Origin of the sequence: uncultured Erythrobacter sp. (assembly GCF_947492365.1) — a bacterium.
In the GTDB taxonomy this organism is placed as follows: Bacteria; Pseudomonadota; Alphaproteobacteria; order Sphingomonadales; family Sphingomonadaceae; genus Erythrobacter.
The window spans coordinates 1021217-1036988 of sequence record NZ_CANLMB010000001.1; the positions used below are offsets into that span (position 1 = coordinate 1021217).

Consider the following 15772-nt stretch of genomic DNA (forward strand, 5'->3'; position numbering starts at 1 on the left):
TTGATGATCTCGACCTGGCAAGCTCCGCTCGACGACGAGAAATACAGCGAAGAATTGCTGGTTTCCTTCGATCAAGGGCGCGCACGCCGGGTTTTAATTCTGCCTGCGCTGTTTGACGAAGCTAACAAGATGCGGCGGTTTACGCTGCAAGTGATGCGGGCACTTGATGCGCTCGGGATTGACAGTTTTTTACCCGATTTGCCCGGGCAGAATGAGAGTTTGCAGCCGCTCGAGAATCAAACGTTGAAGAGCTGGCGCATTGCTGCGCGCGCTGCGGCGGAGGCGCTTGACGCGAACGAGTATCTCTCAATCCGCGCAGGCGCTCTAATTGCGCCCGAAGGACTTGATGGCCAACAATACGCCCCGCAAACCGGCCCCAAGCAGCTGCGCGCCATGCTCCGTGCCCGAACCATTGCCGCACGTGAAGCGGGTCATGAAGAATTGACGGAGACATTGAGCGAGTTGGGCCGGGCCGAGGGTCTGGTCCTTGCTGGTTGGCCTATCGGTGCAGCAATGTTTGCAGAGCTGGAAGCTGCGAACGACGGAACGACTCAGCGCGTCATCGAGCAAAAGGCCTTGGGCGGGCGCGGATTGTGGCTGCGTGCCGAGCCTGATGAAGATGCGGAGCAAGCGCATCGACTGGCAACGCTTATCGCTGGCTCCGAGGATCCAGAGGTATGAGCAGACTGCATTTTGAATTTGGCTGCGGAAGCCTAAAACTTGCTGGCGCGCTCGACACCGCTCCGGGAATTACGGGGTTGCTGCTGGTGAGCGGCGGGAATGAGATACGCTCGGGCGCGTTCTCGGGCCAATCACACCTTGCAGCCGCAATAGCGCGCGCAGGCTTTCCCGTGTTCCGCTTTGACCGCCGCGGCATTGGCGACAGCGAGGGCGAGAACCGCGAATTCCGATCCAGCGAAGGCGATCTCCGCGCCGCGCTCGAGGCTTTCCGAGCGATGGCTCCGCAGTTGGAGCGCGTTGTGGGCTTCGGCAATTGCGATGCTGCCTCGGCCTTGATGTTGAGCGCGGGCAAGGGTTTCGACGCTTTGGTGCTCTCCAATCCGTGGACCATCGAAGGCGATGCCGCTGACGGACCTATCCATACTCCCGACGCGGTGCGCGCGCGCTATATCGAGAAGCTCAGAAACCCGCGCGAGATCGGCCGTTTGTTGCGCGGCGGCGTAAACTTGCGAAAGCTGGCGCGCGGCCTCTTCTCTTCCTTGCGTCCTGCTCCAACCGCCAGCGGACTGGCTCAAGAAATGCGAGCGGGGATCGCGGGTTTCGAGGGTAAGGTCGATTTCCTCCTGGCAACCGGAGATCGCACCGCTCAATTGTTTGAAAGCGCATGGGACAAAGCGGATCCGCGCATCAAGCGCTGCGAAGGGGCGGGACATGCCTATGTCGAGCCCGAGCATCGCGCATGGTTAGAACAGCAAATTCTCACCGCTTTGCGCGCTTAGCGCTCGAATAGGCTGACCAGCTCGACATGCGTGGACCAGCGGAATTGACCGACCGGGCGAAGTTTTGCGAGTTTGAACCCGCCTGCAGCCAGGATCGCTGCATCGCGTGCCCAGCTTGACGGATTGCAGCTGACATAGACCACGCGCTCGAGGCCGCTCGCCGCAGCGATTTCGGCAATTTGTGCTCTCGCACCGGCACGAGGCGGGTCCAGCAAAACCGCATCAAACCGATCAAGTTCAGAGGGTTGCAAGGGGTTGCGGAATAGATCTCTGTGGATCGCCAGAACTTTGCCACCCATTCGCGCGCTTGAGGCCTTGCAAGCCAGGTGCGCCGTCTGATCAGCCTCTGCCGCAAGGACTTTGCGCGAAGATGGCCCTTTACCCGCGAGAGCAAAAGCAAATGTGCCCAGCCCTGCAAACAAATCCGCCACAAGCCGCGCCTCGCCCAACCACTCACAAGCATCCGCTACCATAAGCGCTTCCGCTTCGGCAGTGGCTTGCAGGAAAGCTCCAGCAGGCATCGCAACGGGCATTCTGGATAAGGTGACGGTGGCAGGCTCCGGCTCCCACACGGTCTCGGCTCCGTAGCCCTGATCGATTGTCAGGCGCGCCAGCGCATTGTCACGCGCGAAGTCGAGTGAGGCCTCGGTCGCTTCCAAGCCATCAAGCGGGAAATGCTCGAGCCCCAAATCCACTCCCTGATCGCACAGCGAAAGCGCCAAATTGACGTTGCCCTTGGGACCGTGACTTCCGACAAAGTCTCGCAATGGTCCAAGCAGCCGCGTAAGATCTGGATGCAGCACCGGGCATTCATCCAGATGAACCAATCGGTGCGATCCGCCTTCGCGAAAACCCAGAACCGCGCCTTTATGAGTGCGCATTGCGTGAAGTGTAGCGCGTCTCCGCGCATTGGTAGGCGACAGGTGGGTGTCGAGCACCTCACCCGCTTCAAGCCCCTGCCCTTTTGCCGCATTGATAACGCGGTCATGAACAAAGTTGCGCAGCGTCTCTTCATCGGCATGCTGCAACTGACAGCCTCCACAGGTGCCGAAATGCGGGCATGGCGGCTCGATATGATGTGCTCCAGGCACGACTTCACCGTGAGCCGTAACTGTGTCGCCGGGGACTGCCAGTGCGACATGCTGGCCACTATCCGTGACGCCGTCACCTTTCGCTGCAAGGCGTACGATTTGCGAATGGTCACTCACAGGCAGCGCTCCAGTGCTTTCGAGGTGTTGTTGGCCAGCTCTTCTGCGGTGAAGGCCGGTCCGCTTATTCGTGCAGCCCTGCTGTGCAGCCAGACCGCTTCACACGCCGCCTCGAAGGGACCACGCCCGCTTGCCATGCGGCTGACCGCAATGCCCGCCAGCACATCGCCGCTGCCGGCAACGGACAGCCAGCTTGGCGCGCGAGGAGCGAGAGCGATGCGCCCATCCGGAGCAGCAATGACCGTGTCCGGACCTTTGGCCAGAACCACCATTCCGCTGGCCTGCGCCAGAGCTTGTGCGCGGTTGCGGCGCCCCTCGGCAATGACAGAGCAACTGCGGCACAGGGCTTCGAGTTCGCCCTCATGCGGAGTTGCAAGACAAAGCTGATCCTTGCGCAACATGTCTGGCTGCAGAAGCATCAGCGCATCGGCGTCCAGCACGCTTGGAACACCTGCACCGAGCGCCGCTTCTAGCTTTTGCTTTGCCCCCGCATCACGTCCTAAACCCGGCCCTATCAGCAGAGCCGAGATACGCCGGTCGGATATCGCGTCCACCAGCGGCGTGCCTTCGCAAACCAGACCCGGATCAAGCGAGACATGCCCTTCGGCAAGCAACTTAACATAGCCCGCACCTGCTCTTTGCGCGGCGCTAGCTGCCAAAGTAGCCGCTCCGGGCATCTCGCCGCCAATAATCACCGCAAGTCCGCGGGTATATTTGTGCGCGTCTAGCGCTGGCGGTGTGAGACTGGGCCGCGTCACGAGCTGCGCCGCGCCCTCAACGGCCTCAATCCCGATCGGCACTAACCGCTTTGCGCCCATCACAGAGCTACCTGGCAAGCACCAATGCGCGTACTTCCACGCCCCCAGCGCAAGCGTCACATCGTAATTCGGTAGCGGTTCGTTGAGCAGCGCCCCGTCATCGCTGGCGATCCCCGACGGCAAATCGACCGCAACGCTAAGTGCATGATGCGATGCCAGATCGCGCAGCAACAAAGCATGTTCTCCCGACAATGGTCGCGCGAGCCCCGATCCGAACAGGCAATCGACAAAGATACCGCCATGCACTGAACCGCCCGAAGTCAGGACTTCTCCTGTCCACTTGCTCCGCGCTTCACGCGCTGCATCGGTCTTAGGATCAACCGGAGCGATCAAACGCACTTCATTGCCTGCTTGGCGCAATAGCCGCGCGATCACATAGCCATCGCCGCCATTGTTGCCCGGGCCGCACAGAACCGTGACAGAGCGCCCGCAAGCAATCCGCCTGATCCACTCCGCAGCGCCACCCGCCGCGACCTCCATCAGCCGCGTAACGCTCGTTCCGGCATCGAAGAGTGCTTGTTCGGCGGCGCGCATTTGAGCGGCGGTGAGGATCTGTGAGTCATTCATTAGCTGGGAATGCAAGCAGATCGGCAGAAAGTCGGTACCTTGATCCTTCCACGCCAAATTCCCAAATAGTCGGCCCGTCGGCGCCCAATCCCGGCAGCGAAAGCCGTTCATAATTGATGGGTTCCGCACCATCAGCAACAATAAGCAGGTGGGGTTCGTCGTCCCTCCTGTAAAAACGCCTGAAGCCCCCATCGGGATGGTGAATTACGAATTCGTCATCCGAGACTTGTTCAAGCGTGCAAACCGGCTCGAAGCCTGCCCCCGGTCCAATCGCGCACTCGACCTCCGCCCCCTCAGCGTCAGGCGAAGTGTTTGCGCCACACGCGGTCAAAGCCGCTAGAAGAACACCCGCGCTAAATATCCGCAAAAACATGGGTTTCCGCCTTTGCGCCCGGATGGGTCAGTGCCCCCTTGCGCGCTGATCCAACGTTTTGCGAATAGCGCCACAATGCGCCCGATTGGTAATCATTCGTGCGTGGCTGCCATGCCTTGCGGCGCTCTTCCAGCACAGCCTCGTCAACCTCGAGTTCGATCGTGCCTGCTTCGGCGTCGATGCTGATCGTGTCGCCGTCCTCGACCAGAGCAATCGGACCGCACTCGGCTGCTTCGGGGCCGACATGGCCAATACAGAAGCCGCGTGTCGCGCCTGAGAAACGTCCATCTGTGATAAGCGCGACCTTCTCGCCCATACCCTGCCCGTACAGCGCGGCAGTGGTGGCGAGCATTTCGCGCATGCCGGGTCCGCCTTTGGGCCCTTCATAGCGGATCACGACAACACTGCCTTCGATGATTTCGCGCGCTTCAACCGCAGCAAAAGCGTCCTCTTCGCATTCAAAGACCTGTGCGGGGCCTGTGAATTGCAAGCGCTCCATACCAGCGACCTTAACAATCGCCCCGTCAGGCGCGAGCGAGCCTTTGAGACCGACCACGCCGCCTGTGGGCGTAATCGGGGTCTTCACATCATAAAACACCTTCTGGTCGGGGTTCCAGGTGATCTCCTCGATATTCTCGCCCAGCGTCTTGCCGGTCACAGTTATCGGCTCGGGGTCAAGGAAACCGCCATCGAGCAGCGTTTTCATCGCCATATAGACCCCGCCCGCTTCATGCATGTCCTTGGCGACATACTTCCCGCCCGGCTTGAGGTCGGCGATGTAAGGCGTCGACTTGAAGATTTCAGCCACGTCGAACAGGTCGAACTCGATTCCGCATTCGCTGGCCATGGCGGGCAGATGAAGCGCAGCATTGGTCGATCCACCGGTCGCGGCTACTACGCGGGCGGCGTTTTCGAATGCAGAGCGTGTGCAAATATCGCGCGGGCGCAGATTGCGCTCCAGAAGGACCATGACCTGCGCACCGGCAGCGCGCGCAATTTCTTCGCGTGAAGTGTAAGGTGCGGGCGCCATGTTGCTGTTTGGCAGGCTCAATCCAATTGCTTCGCCCACACACGCCATAGTGTTCGCTGTGAACTGACCACCGCATGCGCCGTGGCCCGGACAGGCAACTTTTTCGAGCGCGATCAGCTCTTGCAGCGGGCAATTGCCGGCGGCGTGCTGACCTACGGCTTCAAACACATCAACGACGGTCACGTCCTTGCCGTGATGCGTGCCGGGCAGGATCGAACCGCCATAGACAAAGATCGAAGGCACATTGAGCCGCAGCATCGCCATCATCATGCCCGGCAAGCTCTTGTCGCACCCGGCAAATCCGACGAGCGCATCATAGCAATGTCCGCGCACCGATAGCTCGACACTGTCGGCAATCACTTCGCGGCTGGCGAGCGAGCTTTTCATGCCTTGATGGCCCATCGCGATCCCGTCGGTCACGGTGATCGTGTTGAAGCGGCGCGGTGTTCCTCCCCCGGCAATCACGCCTTCGCGGCAGATATCGGCCTGCGGATCGAGCGTGGTGTTGCACGGCGCTGAGTCATTGCCAGCGCTGGCGACCGCCACAAACGGACGCGCGATTTCTTCTTCGGTCATCCCCATGGCGTAATAGTAAGAGCGCTGCGGCGCGCGTTCGGGGCCGACCGAGACGTAACGGCTGGGCAGTTTGGACTTGTCGAAGGACATTTTCTTTCCCGTAGAGTGCTTCTGGGGAAATAGCCTGTGCCGTCAGTCGAGCGCGAGCGCAACCCTTCCGACAACGTCGGCAATCATTGTCGCCCATCGCGCCTGATCTGCGCGGGTGGCGATCAGATCCTGTCGCACCTCGATCGCGCAGTAGTAATGGCCATGCGCCTCTGCATGGCGGTTCATCGTCGCATTGAGCTCTACGCCCGAATATGGCTCGTTATCGCCCACCGTCAGGCCCTGTTCCCCGAACAACCGGATTGCGTGGCGCGCGGCGCGGTCGTCCTGATTGTGGAGAAGCGCAACCTCCCACGGCCGCTCTTCATCGCTGGTTTCCAGCTTCGGCGTGAAGCTGTGCAGCGAGATGATGAGCTTTGGCTGTGCGGCGTCGAGCCATTCCTCAAGCGCCTTATGATAGGGGCGGTAATACTGTTCGAGCCGCGCCTCGACATTGGCTCCGATATTGCCGGGGATCAGGTGGCCATCGCTCTTTGTGGGAACGACATTGCGGTGATCCTCCTCCCGGTGCAGATCGACCACAAGGCGGCTCACGGTCGCAAGATGCGCGGGGATGGCGTGACGGCGAGCCATGCGCGCGGCCACTCCGTTCACGCCGATGTCGACCGCGATGTGGGTATCGAGAAGGGCGTCAGGTATGCCAAGCGGCACATCCTCGGGCACAAAATTCGACGCATGATCGGCCACGCAGACGAGTCCGCCGCGGGTTACATCACCCATCTGCTCAAACGGCCGTCCGTCGATCATCGCAATTTCCCCGCGAGCATCCACCAATCGGGGTGCTCGTCCTTGATCCTGTTCATGGCCGCATTACGCGCTTCTGGCGTTGCGTATAGCGCAAAACAGGTAGCGCCGGAGCCGGACATGCGTGTGAGCCACGGGTCATCCGGCTGTAACGCGTCCAAGACATTGCCGATTTCGGGGAAGAGGCTGAGCGCCGGGTCGGTGAGATCATTGCGGCCTGCAAGCGCAATTTCGCGCGCGGTGCCTCTTGGCAGCGGCCCACGGTCCTCGCCGTCCCACGCATTAAAGACAGGCCCTGTTGCAAGGGGAATGCGCGGATTGATCAACAAGACCGCGGTCCCCGCAAGGTCATTCTCGACTGCTACAAGCTCGGTGCCTGTCCCCAGCCCGATCGCCATCTCGCTACGCACGCAGGAGGGCACATCTGCACCGAGCTTTGCGGCACGGGCTTGCCAATCGTCTGGCAGGCGATGCAAGCGCTCGACCAACCGGAACACCGCACCCGCATCCGCTGAACCGCCTCCGAGACCAGCCGCGACGGGCAGGTTCTTCTCAAGCGTAATTGCAAGGCCTTCCGCGCGAGGAAGCGCCGCAAGCGCCTTTGCCACCAGATTGTCGAATGGGTCTTCGATCCCACCCGCAAACTCGCCGATGGTGGTGACGCGGTCCTGCTCCGCTTGCGTAGCAGTCAGCGTGTCACCCGTATCGACAAAGGCGAACAGCGTCTCAAGCTCGTGATACCCATCCTCCCGCCGCCTGCGGACGTGGAGCGCGAGGTTGATCTTGGCGTAGGCGGTTTCTGAAAACGGCAAAAGTTACACGATCGTCATTGCGAGGAGCCGGAGGCGACGCGGCAATCCAGCTTCTGAGGCTGCGCCAAAGCGATACCGTAGTTGCTGGATTGCTTCGCTACGCTCGCAATGACGAAGAAACGGAGGCTAATTCTACATATTCGGATAGTTCGGCCCGCCGCCGCCTTCGGGCGTTACCCAGTTGATGTTCTGGTTCGGGTCCTTGATGTCGCAGGTCTTGCAGTGGACGCAGTTTTGCGAGTTGATCTGGAAGCGCGGCTCTTTGCCCTCTTCCTCGATCCACTCATAGACGCCCGCTGGGCAATAGCGGCTCGACGGTCCGCCAAAGATGTCGTGCTCGCTGGCCTTCTGCAGCGCCGCGTCACCGAGTTGCAGGTGGACCGGTTGATCCTCTGCGTGGTTAGTGAAGCTGTAGGCGACATTGGTGAGCCGGTCGAAGCTGATCACACCGTCGGGCTTGGGATAGTCGATCTTGGTATAGAGATCGGCCCGGCCCGTCATCGTGTGGTCTTTGTGGTGGCTCATGCTGATCGGAAGGCCGATCTTGAGCGTGCGCATCCACATATCGACGCCTGCCAGAACCGTCCCGATATCACCGCCATATTTGGCGACCGCTGGCTGTGCGTTGCGAACCTTCTTCAGTTCGTCCGCGATCCAGCTTGAACGCACCGCATCGTCATAATCATTGAGTTCGGTCTTCTCGTGACCCGAAGCAATCGCTGCCGCGACGCTTTCAGCTGCCAGCATGCCGCTCTTGATCGCGGTGTGGCTGCCCTTGATCCGGGGCACGTTCACAAAGCCAGCCGCACACCCGATCAACGCGCCGCCCGGGAAAGCCAACTTGGGCACAGACTGCCAACCGCCTTCGTTGATCACGCGCGCGCCATAGGCAACGCGGGTGCCGCCTTCGAGATATTCGCGGATCGCCGGGTGCTGCTTCCAGCGCTGGAATTCCTGATAGGGCGAGACCCACGGATTGCGGTAATCGAGCGAGGTCACAAAGCCGAGCGCAACCTGACCGCCGGCCTGATGGTAAAGGAAGCCCCCGCCCCATGTGTCGCTTTCGGTCAGCGGCCAGCCTTGGGTGTGCAGGACTCGTCCGGGCACATGCTTCTTGGGATCAATGTCCCACAATTCCTTGATGCCCAGACCATAGACCTGCGGCTCGCAATCGGCCTCAAGGTCGAACTTGGCCTTCATCTGCTTGGTGAGTGAACCGCGCGCGCCTTCGGCAAAGAGCGTGTATTTAGCCTCGATCTCCATGCCCGGCTGATAGTCACCCTTTTGCGAGCCATCCTCGGCAATGCCCATATCCTGTGTGACAACGCCGCGCACATTGCCGGCATCGTCGAACATGACTTCGTTTGCGGGGAAGCCGGGGAAGACCATGACGCCCAGCCCTTCGGCCTGCTCGCCCAGCCAGCGGGTGAGATTGCCCAGCGATCCTGTGTAGCAGCCGTGATTGCTCATCAGCGGCGGCATCATGATGTGGGGCAGCGACATCTTGCCGTTCTTGGTCAGAACCCAGTGCCAGTTATCCGTCACCGGCGTTTCCGCCATCGGGCAATCCATGTCGCGCCAGTCGGGGAACAGCTCGCTCAAACCCTTGGGATCAACCACTGCGCCTGAAAGGATATGCGCGCCGATCTCTGAACCTTTTTCGAGGACGACAACCTCGAGCTCTTCATTGATCTGTTTCAGCCGAATTGCTGCGGACAGGCCTGCTGGCCCGCCGCCGACAATCACGACATCACACTCCATTGATTCGCGTTCGCTCATGCGCTCTTCTCATCCCTCAGGTTCGAGGCGAATTTGTTCGCCAAAAGTTGTGCCCCTGCACTTGCTAATAGGGGGCGAGACAGTCAAGGCCTGCTATGAATTGAGATGAACGCTCCGACCACGCCTCTGACCGATGAATTGAAGGCCGCGCTGCAATGGTGGCAGATGGCCGGGGTCGAGCATGACTTTTCCGATGACGCTACGGATTGGTTGGCGGGCGAGGATGCGGTCACAGCCCAAAGCGCTGGCGACGCGGCTGAAAATGCTCCCGCCACGCGTCGCAATCAGGGCCAGGTCGGGTCCGCCTCTCCCCAAAAAAGTGAGGTCGCGCGGATCGCTCTTATGGGGGAATTGCCCCCTGACACGCTTGAGGTGTTCTGCAAGTGGTGGCTCGAAGCTCCCGGACTTGATGCAATCGGACCACGCGGGAGGATCGCACCAAGAGGCGTGGCTAAGCCTGATCTGATGGTTCTGGTGCTCGATCCCGAAGAGCAGGACCGCGATCATTTGCTGTCAGGCCCGCGTGGGAAGTTGCTGGCTAACATGCTCGCAGCGATGGGAATTTCGAGCGAGCGGACCTACTTCGCCTCCGCTCTGCCCCGCCACACGCCGGTCGCCGACACGGCCTCCTTGGCAGCCAGCGGTCTCGACGACGTCACTTTGCATCACATAGGACTCGTTTCACCGCAAAAACTGGTGGTCTTCGGGAGCGACATATTGCCGCTTTTGAAACAAGATGTATCAAATCCTGAAACATCTTTACGTGAAATCAACCAGAACTCGGCAGAAGTGCCACTCTTGGTGAGTGAGGGTTTGGACAGTCTATTGGCCATGCCCCGCCTCAAAGCACGTTTCTGGCGGAGATGGATCGAATGGTCGGTCGATTTGAAGTGATCAATTCTATGCGTCCGGCCTTCGTCGGACTTGCTGCGCTTTCCACACTTGTATTCACTCCTGCCGCCGGCGCGCAATCTGGCGACGTGTCGGGTAGCATGGCCGCGCATTACGACCGCGAGGACCAGCGGAGCACTTCGGTGCCATCTGTCCTTTCGGACCGCGAGCGCGAGCATTACCGCGACATATTCACCGCGATCGACCGTGAGCAATGGGAGCGAGTCGCAGAGTTGTTGGAGCAGCGGCGCGGCGGGATCCTCCACCAGTTCGCTACTGCCGAGTTCTACACCCACGCCAACAGCCCGCGTGTCGAAGCCGAGCAGATCACCAACTGGTTCGCCGCAGGTGTCGACCTGCCGCAATCCGAGCAGCTTGGCCGGATGGGAACGCGCCGCGGCATCGCGCAGCTTCCCTACTTCCCGCAGGCGCAGAGCTTTGCGCGCCAGCCCGAAGCCTCCAAACGCATCCGTCCGCGCACTATCGACGATGGCACTATGCCGGCGAGCACCCGCTCCGACATTCTCGATGCGATCCGCAATGACGATCCGGCAGGTGCCTATGCGGTCCTGCAAGAGATCGACCCGCAATTGAGCTCCGAAGCCCGCGCCGAGTGGCGTCAGCGGGTCGCGTGGAGCTTCTACATAGAGAACGATGACCAGAACGCGCTGGCTCTCGCCGAGACCGTGTCCCACGGTTCCGGCGCGTGGGTGGCCGAGGGTGAATGGGTCGCAGGGCTTGCTGCATGGCGGCTGGGCTATTGCTCGCTCGCCGGTGAGGCCTTTGCCCGCGCTGCCGACCGCTCGACCAATGTCGAGTTGACGTCCGCTGCCCATTACTGGGCACACCGCTCGCTGATCCGCTGCCGCGAGCCGGGACTGGCCGAGCCGCACCTTGCCGCTGCCGCCCGCTATCCCGAAACGCTTTACGGCATGCTCGCCATCGATCAGCTGGGGATCGAGCTGCCCGCTTCCGCGCCGCCGCAACCCTTCTCCGCCAGCGACTGGAGCGCGATTTCCGACCGCCGCAACGTCCAGATCGCGGCCGCTCTGATCGAGATAGGCCGCCCCGGCCTTGCCGACGAAGTGCTCCGCCACGAGGCGCGCATTGGCCGCGCCCAGGACTATCCTGCTATTTCCCGCCTCGCCCGTGAGCTTGGCCTGCCTTCGACCCAGCTCTTCATGGCCCATTACGCGCCCTACGGGATGCAGAGCGATCCCTCGCTGCGCTTCCCTGTTGCGCGTTGGCAGCCTGCGACCGGCTGGCGGGTCGACCCTTCGCTGGCATTTGCTCATGCGCTGCAGGAGTCCAATTTCCGAGCAGGCGCTGTCAGCTCCGCCAATGCGCGCGGGCTGATGCAGATCACGCCGATCACGGTGCGCCAGCATGCTCCGCGCCTCAACATGAGCGCCTCCTACGTCAATCTCAACGATCCCGAAGTGAACCTCGCTTTCGGTCAGCAGAACCTGGAGATGCTGCGCGACAGCCCCGCCACGCAAGGCCTGCTTCCCAAGATCATGGCCGCCTACAATGCCGGCCTCTCCCCCGTCAGCCGCTGGAACACCGAGATCAACGATCAGGGCGATCCGCTGCTGTGGATGGAGTCGATCCCTTATTGGGAGACGCGCGGATATGTCTCCATCGTGATGCGCAATTACTGGATGTATGAGCGCGCCGCCGGTGTCGACTCGCCCTCGCGCCGTGCGCTTGCTCAAGGGCGCTGGCCAGAGTTCCCCTATATGGCTACGGCAAGGACTGCTTACATCGGCCAATAGCGGAGCATCCAGATGGCGATCGACGAGACACGGACCTTCAAACCCATCAACATCGCCGTCCTCACCGTTTCCGACACACGCACAGCAGACAACGACACGTCGGGCGACATCCTCGCCCAGCGGATCGAAGGCGCTGGTCACACGCTCGCCGCGCGCCTCATCGTCAAAGACGACGCCGCTCTGCTCGCCGCGCAGTTCGAAGCCTGGATCGACGACACCAATATCGACGCCATCGTCTCCACCGGAGGCACCGGGCTGACCGGCCGCGATGTCACGCCCGAGGCGCTCTCCCGCATCACGGACGCCCGCGACATACCCGGCTTTGGCGAGCTGTTCCGCTGGCTCAGCTACAAGAGCATCGGCACCAGCACCGTCCAGTCGCGCGCCTGCGCCGTGGTCGTGCGCGGCACCTACATCTTCGCGCTTCCCGGATCGAACGGAGCGGTCAAGGATGGCTGGGAAGGCATCCTTGTCGAACAGCTCGACAGCCGCAACCGGCCCTGCAACTTCGTCGAATTGATGCCCAGATTACGAGAGTAGTTTGCGCGAATCCTGACTGCACGTGATTTCAAGCACTTAGTCGAGACATGGACCGCATGGACCACGGTCCTGGGGCAAAAATTCTCACCTCCCGTTTTGACTGCTTTTTTCATCCCACGAGCATGCATTTTCGGGTGTGTGTAGGAAAGCCTATTCCCCCCTTCGTCATTGCGAGCGACCGAAGGGAGCGCGGCAATCCAGAGACCGTCGTGAGTATAGCCGAGCATTGATTCTGGATTGCTTCGTCGCTGCGCTCCTCGCAATGATGAAGGTGGTGACAGGAACGCATTTGTTCTTTATATGTTCTCCTCATGGGAACACCCGAACATCCCGACTTTGAACACGGACGAGGCGCCGCTTCCGGCGAGGCTCCCACCCGCTTCGGCCTTGCTGCGCGAGAAGTCGATGGAGACCGGCGCGATCATGTCCGAACTCTGGCCAAAGGCGAAGACGGACCGCCGGTCAAACTGCGCACGACTGTCACCGAGGAACGCCCCAAAACGATCCTCAGTTTCAACCAGTCGCCGGACATCCCATTCGACCGCTCGATCAACGCCTATCGCGGGTGCGAGCATGGCTGCATCTACTGCTTTGCCCGCCCCACCCATGCCTATCACGACCTCTCCCCCGGCCTCGATTTCGAAACGAAGCTGTTCGCCAAGCCCAACGCCGCCGAACTGCTCCGCGCCACCTTGGCCAAGCCCCGCTACAAACCGAAGCCCATCGCGCTGGGCACCAACACCGATCCCTATCAGCCGATTGAGCGGCGTTTCCTGATCACTCGCAGCATCCTCGAAGTGTGCCTCGAAGCGCGCCATCCGGTGACGATCACCACCAAGTCGGACCGCGTTTTGCACGACGCCGATTTGCTGGAGGAGATGGCCGCGCAGAATCTGGTCGCGGTTGCCATTTCCGTGACGACTCTCGACCCGATCCTGTCGGCCAAGCTCGAACCGCGCTGCGCTGCGCCTGCAAAGCGGATCAAGGCGCTGGAAAAGCTCACGCAGATCGGCGTGCCCACCCATTGCTCCGTCTCCCCCATCATCCCCGCGATCACCGATGAGTTTCTGGAGGCAATTGTCGCAAAGGCGGGCGCCATCGGAGTGCAGAGCGTGGGCTGGATACCCCTGCGCTTGCCCCATGAAGTCGCGCCGCTTTTCCGCGAATGGCTCGACGTTCACTTCCCTGAGCGCGCGGGAAAGGTGATGAGCATCGTGCGCTCGATCCGGAATGGGAGGGACAATGATCCAGACTTCCACACCCGTATGCGGCCCAGCGGCGTGTGGGCGGACTTGCTGCGAACGCGGTTCAGGATTGCGCGGCGCAAGGCAGGCATCGGCAAGGCTGAATTCGAACTCGACTGCTCCAAATTCCGCCCGCCCGAAGTGGGTGGGCAGATGCGATTGCTTTGATTATCCTTGGCTAAAGGGATTCGACTTCAGGGGTATGCAACAATGAAATCTGCACTGGTCGCACTGGCCGCTTTCGCAACGCTCGCGCTGATACCGGCGGGCGCTCAGGCGCAGAACAATGACACGATCAAGACCTTTGACCGGGCGGACTTACAGAGAGCGCTCGAAGCGATGGGCGCAACATGGGAAGATGCGGGCGACAACCGCACAATCAACATTACCTTCGCTTCAAACCTGAAAGCCAATGGCGCAGTGATGGCCTGCGACGATGATGAGCAGGAAAAGAACTGCTACGGCACCTCGATCCTCGCGATCTTCGACCCCGAGCCGGGCATGACGGCGGAGGAGATCACAACAGCGATCAACACCTACAATTACGAACAGAATTTCGGCCGCGCCTATGTCGATCCCGAAGGCGATGTCTCGGTGCGGATGTACATCATCTCAGACGGCGGAATCACGCGGGAGAACTACCGCACGCAGATCGAGCTATGGTCGGTGAGCCTGGAATACTTCACGACCTATTTTTATCCGGAAGAGGCTGCGAGCGCGAAGAAGAAGTAGGGGCACGGCCCTTCGCCTTTTGCGTCACCCCGGACTTGATCCGGGGTCCAGCTTTCTGCGACTGCAAGAGTAAGATCGCTGACATCAGGGTAACGTGGCCGGCCTGTTGCCCCCAAGAGGAATGCAGTGGCGGTTTTCTTGTCTTCGATCATAGATGATGAGTTCAGGCACATCACCAAGTTCACGAATCTCGTTTTCTGCTGGCGGCTGGTGCGGGTCAGGGTGATCCTTCAAACACCGGGCGAAGTAGGGCTCCATTTGCTCGGAGAAAACGTAGAAATTAACTTTCCTCTCGCTATCTTTCCAGTCGGTCGGGAATCCGAAATTGGTAACCGATTGCGCAACGGCTTTCCAATATATCGACTGATAATGCGCAAGCGATTGAGCGTATTCACGGCAAGCGTCACTTTCAAACTCTGAACAATGTCCAATGAGTGAAGTCTGAACGCTCTGCGCATGAAGCGAAGGGTGCAGAAACTTGGTTGCCTCGATACAGTTCATCGAATGATGCGCTGGCACCGATTCAGTGTCCCGTAGACATTGGACGGCCAGCTTTGCCATCGCGTTTTGGGCATCATCTAGCTCTTCTTGCCGAGGATCTGTGCAAGCAGACACGCTAAGCAGCGCAACTAGCAGAGCGGCAAACCGGCCATGCATTCTCACCCAAACCCCTCGCCAACATCCCCCGGCGCAAACCGTATCAACCGGCTGTCCAACAGCCCCGCCGTTCGGTTCTGAACCGCGAATTTGTAATCCTCATCCAGCACCATTTCAAAGAACGCGCCGGCATTCGGGTATTGCGCGATAAAGCCGTCGTGCCATCCGCGCTCGCTTGGGCCTGTCACCATGGTCTGGAACGCGCCGCGCCAGATGATCTCGCCTCCGACGCGGCGGAAGATTGGGCCTGACGTGGTGCCATACTCCTCATAAGCGCGCCTGCCGCTCCAGCCCTTGCCCGCATGCTCATGCCCTTCCGGATACTCGGCCAGATCGCGGTAGAGCAGCAGGTTGAGCATATGGATCGGCTCGTCGCGGGGGAGGTTTTTGAATGCCTCCCAGTTCTGAGGCGACGGGTCGATATGGATGCGCGCGGGGTCGGCGTATGGCTCGCCCAC

15 protein-coding genes are annotated in these 15772 nt (G+C 60.7%); 7 read left to right on the top strand and 8 right to left on the bottom strand.

Going from position 1 to position 15772, the window contains the following annotated elements; translation table 11 throughout:
* The first annotated feature begins 3 nt into the window (after positions 1-3).
* Entirely contained in the window at positions 4-681 is a 678-nt protein-coding gene (locus tag Q0887_RS04970) for a hypothetical protein (RefSeq protein ID WP_299192836.1), read from the top strand.
* Complete coding sequence (locus Q0887_RS04975) at positions 678-1460, top strand: hydrolase 1, exosortase A system-associated (RefSeq protein WP_299192838.1); 783 nt, start codon at positions 678-680, stop codon at positions 1458-1460. Before Q0887_RS04970 ends, Q0887_RS04975 begins: the two co-directional genes overlap by 4 nt.
* On the opposite strand, the gene Q0887_RS04980 is transcribed toward Q0887_RS04975, so the two are convergent.
* The 6 genes from Q0887_RS04980 to Q0887_RS05005 all read right to left on the bottom strand — a co-directional run bounded on the left by Q0887_RS04980 (position 1457) and on the right by Q0887_RS05005 (position 9475).
* Entirely contained in the window at positions 1457-2668 is a 1212-nt protein-coding gene (locus tag Q0887_RS04980) for a class I SAM-dependent RNA methyltransferase (protein ID WP_299192839.1), read from the bottom strand. The two genes, Q0887_RS04975 and Q0887_RS04980, sit on opposite strands and share 4 nt — an antisense overlap.
* Positions 2665-4053, bottom strand: a complete 1389-nt coding sequence (locus Q0887_RS04985; RefSeq protein ID WP_299192841.1) for an NAD(P)H-hydrate dehydratase — start codon at positions 4051-4053, stop codon at positions 2665-2667. The genes Q0887_RS04980 and Q0887_RS04985 overlap by 4 nt, the downstream gene beginning before the upstream one ends.
* A gap of 353 nt (positions 4054-4406) precedes the next feature.
* Positions 4407-6122: a dihydroxy-acid dehydratase gene (gene ilvD, locus Q0887_RS04990; RefSeq protein WP_299192842.1), complete on the bottom strand. Its 1716-nt coding sequence runs from the start codon at positions 6120-6122 to the stop codon at positions 4407-4409.
* A 42-nt stretch (positions 6123-6164) separates the two neighbouring features.
* The gene (locus tag Q0887_RS04995) at positions 6165-6887 is read right to left on the bottom strand and encodes an N-formylglutamate amidohydrolase (RefSeq protein ID WP_299192844.1); all 723 of its coding nucleotides are present in this window, start codon (positions 6885-6887) and stop codon (positions 6165-6167) included.
* A complete protein-coding gene (locus Q0887_RS05000) occupies positions 6884-7696 on the bottom strand; it encodes a 4-(cytidine 5'-diphospho)-2-C-methyl-D-erythritol kinase (RefSeq protein ID WP_299192846.1) in 813 nt (270 codons plus the stop codon). Before Q0887_RS05000 ends, Q0887_RS04995 begins: the two co-directional genes overlap by 4 nt.
* 132 nt (positions 7697-7828) lie before the next feature.
* Positions 7829-9475 (bottom strand): electron transfer flavoprotein-ubiquinone oxidoreductase, encoded by a 1647-nt coding sequence (locus Q0887_RS05005; protein WP_299192848.1) that lies wholly within the window; start codon positions 9473-9475, stop codon positions 7829-7831.
* 105 nt (positions 9476-9580) lie between these two features.
* Here Q0887_RS05005 and Q0887_RS05010 point away from each other — a divergent pair, with 105 nt between their 5' ends.
* The 5 genes from Q0887_RS05010 (at position 9581) to Q0887_RS05030 (ending at position 14657) form a co-directional block, all read left to right on the top strand.
* The gene (locus tag Q0887_RS05010; RefSeq protein WP_299192850.1) at positions 9581-10369 is read left to right on the top strand and encodes a hypothetical protein; all 789 of its coding nucleotides are present in this window, start codon (positions 9581-9583) and stop codon (positions 10367-10369) included.
* On the top strand, positions 10348-12141 hold the full coding sequence (locus Q0887_RS05015; protein WP_299192852.1) for a lytic transglycosylase domain-containing protein: 1794 nt from the start codon (positions 10348-10350) through the stop codon (positions 12139-12141). The genes Q0887_RS05010 and Q0887_RS05015 overlap by 22 nt, the downstream gene beginning before the upstream one ends.
* 12 nt (positions 12142-12153) lie before the next feature.
* Positions 12154-12681: a molybdenum cofactor biosynthesis protein B gene (gene moaB, locus Q0887_RS05020; RefSeq protein WP_299192854.1), complete on the top strand. Its 528-nt coding sequence runs from the start codon at positions 12154-12156 to the stop codon at positions 12679-12681.
* 311 nt (positions 12682-12992) lie between these two features.
* Complete coding sequence (locus tag Q0887_RS05025; protein WP_299192856.1) at positions 12993-14093, top strand: PA0069 family radical SAM protein; 1101 nt, start codon at positions 12993-12995, stop codon at positions 14091-14093.
* 42 nt (positions 14094-14135) lie between these two features.
* Entirely contained in the window at positions 14136-14657 is a 522-nt protein-coding gene (locus tag Q0887_RS05030; RefSeq protein ID WP_299192857.1) for a YbjN domain-containing protein, read from the top strand.
* An 84-nt stretch (positions 14658-14741) separates the two neighbouring features.
* Here the strand turns inward: Q0887_RS05030 and Q0887_RS05035 are convergent, their stop codons facing one another.
* Complete coding sequence (locus Q0887_RS05035) at positions 14742-15158, bottom strand: hypothetical protein (protein WP_299192859.1); 417 nt, start codon at positions 15156-15158, stop codon at positions 14742-14744.
* 158 nt (positions 15159-15316) lie between these two features.
* Positions 15317-15772: a DUF1330 domain-containing protein gene (locus tag Q0887_RS05040; RefSeq protein ID WP_299192861.1), complete on the bottom strand. Its 456-nt coding sequence runs from the start codon at positions 15770-15772 to the stop codon at positions 15317-15319.